11 protein-coding genes are annotated in these 7,313 nt (G+C 58.8%); 10 read left to right on the top strand and 1 reads right to left on the bottom strand.

Translation table 11 applies throughout. The annotated features are described in order from the left end of the window. The 6 genes from A3754_RS24845 to A3754_RS24820 form a co-directional block, all read left to right on the top strand. Nucleotides 1-200: MnhB domain-containing protein (locus tag A3754_RS24845; protein WP_156497214.1), on the top strand; the 200-nt coding region annotated here is incomplete at its 5' end. Further along, nucleotides 200-538: a Na+/H+ antiporter subunit C gene (locus tag A3754_RS24840; RefSeq protein ID WP_063521631.1), complete on the top strand. Its 339-nt coding sequence runs from the start codon at nt 200-202 to the stop codon at nt 536-538. The genes A3754_RS24845 and A3754_RS24840, both read left to right, overlap by 1 nt. Then, nucleotides 535-2,016 (top strand): monovalent cation/H+ antiporter subunit D, encoded by a 1,482-nt coding sequence (locus tag A3754_RS24835; protein ID WP_063521630.1) that lies wholly within the window; start codon nt 535-537, stop codon nt 2,014-2,016. Before A3754_RS24840 ends, A3754_RS24835 begins: the two co-directional genes overlap by 4 nt. After that, nucleotides 2,013-2,507 (top strand): Na+/H+ antiporter subunit E, encoded by a 495-nt coding sequence (locus A3754_RS24830; RefSeq protein ID WP_063521629.1) that lies wholly within the window; start codon nt 2,013-2,015, stop codon nt 2,505-2,507. The genes A3754_RS24835 and A3754_RS24830 overlap by 4 nt, the downstream gene beginning before the upstream one ends. Beyond that, on the top strand, nt 2,501-2,770 hold the full coding sequence (locus A3754_RS24825; protein WP_063521628.1) for a K+/H+ antiporter subunit F: 270 nt from the start codon (nt 2,501-2,503) through the stop codon (nt 2,768-2,770). Before A3754_RS24830 ends, A3754_RS24825 begins: the two co-directional genes overlap by 7 nt. 82 nt (nt 2,771-2,852) lie before the next feature. Continuing rightward, a complete protein-coding gene (locus tag A3754_RS24820; RefSeq protein ID WP_063521627.1) occupies nt 2,853-3,185 on the top strand; it encodes a Na+/H+ antiporter subunit G in 333 nt (110 codons plus the stop codon). 735 nt (nt 3,186-3,920) lie between these two features. Here the strand turns inward: A3754_RS24820 and yihA are convergent. Then, complete coding sequence (gene yihA / locus A3754_RS24815) at nt 3,921-4,565, bottom strand: ribosome biogenesis GTP-binding protein YihA/YsxC (protein ID WP_063521626.1); 645 nt, start codon at nt 4,563-4,565, stop codon at nt 3,921-3,923. A 373-nt stretch (nt 4,566-4,938) separates the two neighbouring features. Here yihA and A3754_RS24810 point away from each other — a divergent pair, with 373 nt between their 5' ends. From A3754_RS24810 to A3754_RS24795, 4 genes are all read left to right on the top strand, one after another. After that, nucleotides 4,939-5,232, top strand: a complete 294-nt coding sequence (locus A3754_RS24810; RefSeq protein ID WP_063521625.1) for a cytochrome c5 family protein — start codon at nt 4,939-4,941, stop codon at nt 5,230-5,232. Nucleotides 5,233-5,255: 23 nt separating this feature from the next. Further along, nucleotides 5,256-5,909 (top strand): cytochrome c, encoded by a 654-nt coding sequence (locus A3754_RS24805; protein WP_063521624.1) that lies wholly within the window; start codon nt 5,256-5,258, stop codon nt 5,907-5,909. A gap of 167 nt (nt 5,910-6,076) precedes the next feature. Then, nucleotides 6,077-6,712, top strand: a complete 636-nt coding sequence (locus A3754_RS24800) for a thiol:disulfide interchange protein DsbA/DsbL (protein WP_063521623.1) — start codon at nt 6,077-6,079, stop codon at nt 6,710-6,712. Between the two features lie 135 nt (nt 6,713-6,847). Then, nucleotides 6,848-7,313: endonuclease/exonuclease/phosphatase family protein (locus tag A3754_RS24795; protein ID WP_231880784.1), on the top strand; the 466-nt coding region annotated here is incomplete at its 3' end.

The following is a 7,313-nucleotide window of genomic DNA, read 5'->3' as shown; positions in this document are numbered from 1 at the left end:
TGGGAAGCTGGGTCTTTGATTACCCGTTCCTGACCAGTTCCTTTACCTATGTGTCTCTGCCGGTGATCGGTAAATTTGAATTGGCCACGGCCATGCTGTTCGACACCGGGGTGTTCCTCACTGTGGTGGGGGCAACGCTGCTGATGCTGGCCAACCTGGGCAAGCTGTCGCTGCTGGATGACAAGAGGGAGAACGCCTGATGGAACTGCTGGTCGCAATCATTATTGGTGTGCTGGTGGCCTCCGGGGTGTACCTGTGCCTGCGTGCACGGACTTTCCCGGTGGTCATGGGCCTGACGCTGCTGAGTTATGGCGTGAATGTGTTCCTGTTCGCCATGGGCGGGCTGAAAATAAATCAGGTGGCGGTGGTTGGCATGAGTCCGGACCCCACCGATCCGCTACCCCAGGCGCTGGTGCTGACTGCCATCGTGATTGGTTTCGCGATGACTGCGTTCCTGGTGGTGCTGGCCCTGCGTAGCCAGGGCGAGCTGCATAACGACCATGTGGATGGCAAACCGGATGACGGAGGCCGTTCATGAACCACTGGATTATCGCGCCGGTATTGATACCGGCTCTGGCGGGCATGTTGCTGCTGCTGGAGGTGCGTGAGCGGCATCGGTTGCGACGGCTCACCGGCTTGTTGTCCTGCGCGGCGATGCTGGCGGTGGCTGTTTTTCTGGGCGATCAGGCCTGGGGTGGGGAGATCACCGTCTATGCGCTGGGTAACTGGCAGGCGCCGTTCGGCATTGTGCTGGTGCTGGACAAGCTCAGTGCCTTGATGGTGTTGCTGACCGCAGTGCTGGCGTTTCCCGCGCTGTTATACGCCAGCTGCGGCGATGACCGCAAAGGCGCCAACTTCCATGCCCTGTTCCAGTTCCAGCTGATGGGCGTCAATGGCGCCTTCCTCACCGGCGACCTGTTCAACCTGTTTGTGTTTTTCGAGGTGCTGCTGATTGCGTCCTATGGCCTGGCGCTGCACGGGCGTGGCCCGGAGCGGGTGAAGGCGGGGCTGCACTATGTGGTGCTTAACCTGGTGGGGTCAGCCCTGTTCCTGGTTGCCCTGGGGCTGGTGTACGGCACCACCGGGACGCTCAACATGGCGGACTTTGCCGTGAAAGCCCAAGCGCTTACGGGGACCGATGCAACCTTGTTGAAAGTGGCGGTGTTGATGCTGTGGGTGGTGTTTGGCCTCAAGGCGGCCATGTTCCCGCTGTACTTCTGGTTGCCCGCTGCCTATGCCAGCGCCACTGCTGGGGTGGCGGCGCTCTTCGCGATCATGACCAAGGTGGGCATCTACGCCATGGTGCGGGTGTATGCCCTGGCGTTTGCCGATGGCCCCTTTGCCGGGCTGGGGCTGCAAGCGTTGTGGTGGCTGGCGCTGGTGACACTGGGGTTGGCCTGTATCGGTGTGCTGGGTGCGAAGCGGTTGGGCACGCTGGTGTCCTATCTGGTGGTGATGTCGGTGGGCACCTTGGTGGCCGCACTGGCCTTCGGTCAGCTGCAGGCATTGGGGCCGGCGCTGTACTACCTGCTGCATTCCACCCTGATTTGTGGCGGCTTGTTCCTGCTTACTGATCTGATTGCCCGCGGCCGTGGCGAGGTGGCGGATTGCCTGCAGATCGGCCCGGCGATTCTTAATGGCGGCCGGCTGTCGCTGTTGTTCTTTGTGGCCGCCATTGCCGTGGTGGGGCTGCCGCCGCTGTCCGGGTTTGTGGGCAAGGTGGCGTTGTTACGCAGCGTGCCAGACCCGACCTACTGGGTGCTGCTGTTGATCGCCGGGTTGTGTGGCCTGGTTGCCTTGAGCCGGGCTGGTTCCACCCTGTTCTGGCGCACCACCGGCGAGGGCAGCGGCCTGCGGCCGGCTCGCCGGCACCTGTTGTCCGTGGTGGGGCTGCTGTTGCTGAGCCCGCTGATGGCAGTGTATGCGGAGCCCTTGCTGCAGTTGACCGCGGCAGTGGCGGAGCAGCTGCGTAACCCGGACCTGTATCTGTCTGCGGTATTGGGAGGTGGCGCATGACGCTGTTATATCGGGTGTTGCCGTATCCCAGTCTGAGCCTGATTTTGTGGTTTACCTGGATGTTGCTGAGTGGTTTCACGGCGGGCCATGCTGTGCTGGGCGCTATTCTGGCGGTGTTGTTGCCGCTGGGGACCCGGCCGTTCTGGCCGAATGTGCCGCGCATTCGTAACCTGCCACGGCTGCTCGGGTTTGTGGTGGTGGTGCTGTACGACATTGTGGTGGCCAACGTGTCTGTGGCGATCAAGGTGCTGGGGCCATTGCGTTCCATTCGCCCGGGCTTTGTGGAATTGCCGCTGGAGCTGGAAGACGACTTTGCCATTGCCTTGCTCGCCAGCACCGTCTCCCTGACCCCGGGTACCGTGTCGGCGGACGTGAGCCCGGACCGCAAGGCATTGTTGGTGCATGCGCTGGATGTGGATGATGCGGCGGCGCTGGTGGCGGAGATCAAGCAGCGCTACGAGCGGCCGCTAAAGGAGATTTTCGAATGCTAGAGACGGCTATTTCCATTGCATTGGCACTGATTACCCTGGCCTGGGTATTAAACCTGTACCGGCTGGTCATCGGCCCGTCGCTACCGGACCGGGTGCTGGCGTTGGACACCATGTACATCAACAGCATTGCGTTGATTGTGGTGTACGGCATCCAGGTGGACAGCAAGCTCTATTTTGAAGCGGCCATGCTGATCGCGCTGATCGGCTTTGTCAGCACCGTGGCGGTGGCGAAGTACGTCACCCGCGGGGATATTATTGAATGAACGCCGGATGCCCGAGGCCTGACGCTGGACGCAGTGAATTTGCGTCGGGCATTGGGCCTCAAGCGTCAGGCGCGGAGCGATTATGGATTCTCTGATTGAATGGCTGGTGTCAGCCAGTGTGATTATTGGCGGCGTGTTTGCGTTGGTGGGATCCATCGGGCTGGCACGGTTGCCGGATTTCTATACCCGGCTGCACGGCCCCACCAAGGCCACCACCCTGGGCGTAGGTGGCACCATCGTGGCGTCGTTGCTGTTTTTTTCCTGGCAGGAACGCGGGCTGCAGCTGCATGAGGTGCTGATTACCCTGTTCCTGTTTATCACCGCGCCGGTGTCTGCGCATATGCTGGCCAAGGCTGCCATGCACCGGCAGCTGAAGCGGATGAAAGACACGCGGGGAGAGCCGTGGAAGCAGTAAGGAAGCGGCGAGCTTCTAGCTGCCAGGCTCCTGCGGAGGGCTGTTGGACTCGATCGTAAAATTTGTAAAAGATAAAACCGCCTGGAACTTTCCGAAAAAAGCGGCGGTCCTAATCAATAGCTACGGATTGGCACCCCCGATCCCCCAGTACCCTCGCTGATCCGTAGTCTTTTGGAGTCCCTGATTTCTCCCCCGAAATCAGGGCGGCAAGCCTCCCTGGCAGCACAGTCGTTCCCTTCCCCCAAGATTGCTGCCAGGGATTTTTTTTGCGCGGCATTTCTGCCGGCCACAGGTTATTCGGCCTGTTGGTTAAAGAATAAGCAAACCCCATGCCAGTTTTGCCTTTGCGCCAATTACCCGTTATTGATCAGTGAGATATCCGTTTTATACGAGGGTGCGAACGTATTGTGTCTGCTGAGGGGTAGGACGGGTGTGCCGTAACGCGCCAGTTTTGTGACGCAGATCGACAGCTGGGAAGAAAAATACTTTCGGGGGCTGGAACTTTTTCCAGAAAAGGGCACTCTCACTACATAGCGACGGATTGGAACCCCGATCCCCCAGTACCCTCACCGATCCGTCGCTGTATAACCTTGGTCTTTTCCCCCAAAGAGGCCAGGGTGGCAAGCCTCCCCGGCAGCGCAATCGTTCCCTTCCCCCAAGATTGCTGCCGGGGATTTTTTTTGTCTGTAGAAAAGTCGGACGTCCGAAGTCGGAGGTCTGACGCTAAAAGGTGGCCTAGTCGTCCGGCGTCTGACGTTCGACGTCTGTCCCTATCTCCAACCATTCCCCCAACTTGTCCCAGGCTTCGTCACAGCCGGTGCCATTGGTAGCCGAAAATAGTTGCAATGACAGCGGTGCCGGATGCTCCTTGAGGTGCTTTTTCACTTGCAGCAGGGTGGACTTGGCGGCGCCGAACTTCAGCTTGTCTGCCTTGGTCATGAGGATGTGGATAGGCATGTTGGCCTGGGCTGACCATTCCAGCATCAGCAGGTCGAAGTCCTTGAGGGGGTGGCGGATGTCCATCATCAATACCAGGCCCACCAGTGCCTGGCGCTCGGAGAGATAATGATCCAGGTGTTCCTGCCACTCATTGCGCTTGGACTTGGAGACTTTGGCATAGCCGTAACCGGGCAGGTCCACCAGGCGCCGTTCTTCGTCCAGCTGGAAGAAATTCAATAGCTGGGTTCGGCCCGGCGTTTTAGAGGTGCGAGCCAGGGTGCGTTGCCCGGTGAGCCGGTTGATAGCGCTGGATTTACCGGCGTTGGAGCGCCCGGCAAAGGCCACTTCCAGCCCTTCATCGGGTGGGCATTGGTCCAGGCGCTGGGCGCTTTGCAGGAACAGGGCCTGGTGGAGCATTTTTTCCATGGGGTGCATGGGCATAGCAAAGGGCCTTTGGGTCGGGTCAGGGGGGCTATTCTTGCTGTCTCGCCTGCGGCTGGCAATGGATACCCACAGGCAAGTGAAAATGAAGGGCCGCAGAGTGCGCCGTAAATGGCCAATCCGCACGTTCGAGTCGACCTTTCTGCCCGTTCTGATGCGGCGAGGGGGTGACTTGGCTTGTCTATACCCCTACCCTTCACATGGAATATGACGGCGCCCACCGGACTGGTATATAATCCTGCCCGCTTGTTCCTTAACGGCATATTTAACGGTATGTAGCGGTGTGTTAAGGGCAGCCGACGTTCTACAACGGTTTGCCTGCAACGGCAAACGGACTTCGCCAGCGGCGACGCCAGCATAGAAGAGGTAGGGTATGAAGGGTTTTGTAGCAGGTATTGCAATGGTTCTGGTGATGGGGGCTGCCAATGCAGCAACCGTAGAGGAGCGTTACAACAGCAGCTGTACATTCTGTCATTCCTCCGGCGCCGCTGGAGCTCCGATCTCTCATGATGAAGCTGCCTGGAAGCCACACCTGGATAAAGGTATGGATACGCTGGTGAAGCACGTGAAGGAAGGGTTCAACGCCATGCCGCCAAAAGGCATGTGCAACGACTGTAGCGACGAAGAATACCGTGCTCTGATTGAGTACATGTCCAAAAGCAAATAAGACGCTGTACTGAAGGATAGGCCATGAAGTTTTTCAAACTGTTCGTGCTGATGGCTGCTGCTGTGGCAGCCACCCAGGCCATGGCGGCCGGTGATGCTGAGGCAGGCAAAGCAAAAGCCGCTCCCTGCGCCGCGTGCCACGGTCAGGATGGTAACAAGACCCTTACCGGGACTTACCCGAAACTGGCTGGCCAGGGGGAAGAGTACCTGGTTAAACAGCTGGAAAATTTCAAGTCCGGCGCCCGTGAAAACGCCGTCATGCAGGGCCAGGTGGCCGGTATGAGCGAGCAGGACATGCAGGACGTGGCGGCCTTCTACGCCAGCCTGACCCCGGAAGCCGGGCAGGCCAGCGCTGACTGGGTGGAGCAGGGTGAACAGCTCTACCGCGGTGGCGATATGGCCAACGGTATTCCGGCCTGTTCCGGTTGCCATGGCCCGGCAGGGCAGGGCATCGATGCGGCCAAGTACCCGCACCTGGCCGGCCAGAACGCCCAATACGTGGAAGACCAGCTGAAAGCCTTCCGTGCAGCCGGCCGTAACGACCTGGGTGATGGCATCATCAAGCGTACCAACGATTCTGACAACGATGCCCCGGGCATGATGCAGACGGTGGCGGCGAAGATGACCGATACCCAGATCAAGGCCGTAGCAAGCTTCATCTCCGGGCTGTCCAAATAGGGCGGTTGGGTTACGGTTTGTAGAAAAGGCAGCCTGCGGGCTGCCTTTTTTATGGCCAACATGAAAAGATATGGCTCTGATTGAGTGTCGATTGCACTCATCCAGGGAGAAAAATGCCGTCCGGGTTGTCTCATTGGGCGGAAACCAACAAGAAAGGAGAGGATTGCATGTTTCGCATTGTGACGGCTTTGCTGCTGAGTCTGGGGCTGGCGACCGGAGTTGCTGCCGCTGAGGAACACACCCGTTTTGCGGTTGATACCCACTACAAGATTCTGGATGTGCCGGGCGCCGTGGATGATCCCAGCAAGGTGGAAGTGCGGGAATTCTTTTCCTATGCCTGCCCGCATTGTTATTCCCTGGAGCCTTCCGTTGACGCGTGGCTGAAAACCAAACCGGATTACATCAACTATGTGCGCACGCCGGTGTTGTTCCTGCGTAATGCCGAGCCGCTGGCCCGTGCCTATTACGTGGAAGAAGCCCTGGGCCTGGTAGATGAAATCCACGGTCCGCTGTTCGACGCGATCCATAAGCACCGTGAGCCCCTGTTCAATGAACCGGCGCTGGCCAACTTCTTCCGCAAGTACGATGTGGACCCTGCCGAGTTCAACAAGCTGTACGGTTCCTTCGGCGTGTCTACCAAGATTCGTCAGGCTGACGCGCTGACCAAGGCTTACCAGATCCCCGGGGTGCCGAACTTCGTAGTGAACGGCAAGTACCTGGTGATGCGTGAGAACCTGAAGAGCGATAAAGAGCTGTTCGCCGTGATTGAGTATTTGGCGAACAAGGAAAAGAAAGGCGGCTGATCGATGCTTCTTGATCGTGCCAGACTGGCCTATCGTGATTGGAAAGCCCGCCCTGCGGGCTTTTCCTTCGCAAGGGAAGGGGTAAGAAAAACCCGCCAGACACGGGAAGTGTTGCTCCCTGACACGGTGAAGCTGATGAGCTTCAATATCCAGGCGGGTATCGGCAGCCAGAAATTCGGTGATTACATTACCGGTAGCTGGAAACATCTGGTGGCGCATCCGCGCAGCGTGGAAACCATCGAACAGATCGCCGAAGTGCTAAGCCACTTCGACGTGGTAGGCCTGCAGGAAGTGGACGGCGGCAGCCTGCGTTCGCGCAACATGAACCAGCTGGTCCACCTGGCCTCCATGGCCGATTTCCCCTTCTGGCACCAGCAGTTGAACCGCAACCTTGGCCGCCTTGGCCAGTTCAGTAATGGCTTTCTCAGCCGGCACCAACCGTTTGAAATCACCGATCACCGTTTGCCCGGGTTGCCCGGTCGCGGAGCGATCGTGATCAAGTACGGTCACCCGATTCAGCCGTTGGTTGTGGTTGTGGCGCACTTGGCGCTGGGTGAAAAGGTGCGTAATACCCAGTTGTCCTACCTGTCCCGCTTGTTGG

This window comes from Alcanivorax sp. HI0083, from assembly GCF_001635175.1.
The sequence above is the reverse complement of the archived record's forward strand: the minus strand, read 5'-3'. Positions and strand labels throughout refer to the sequence as shown.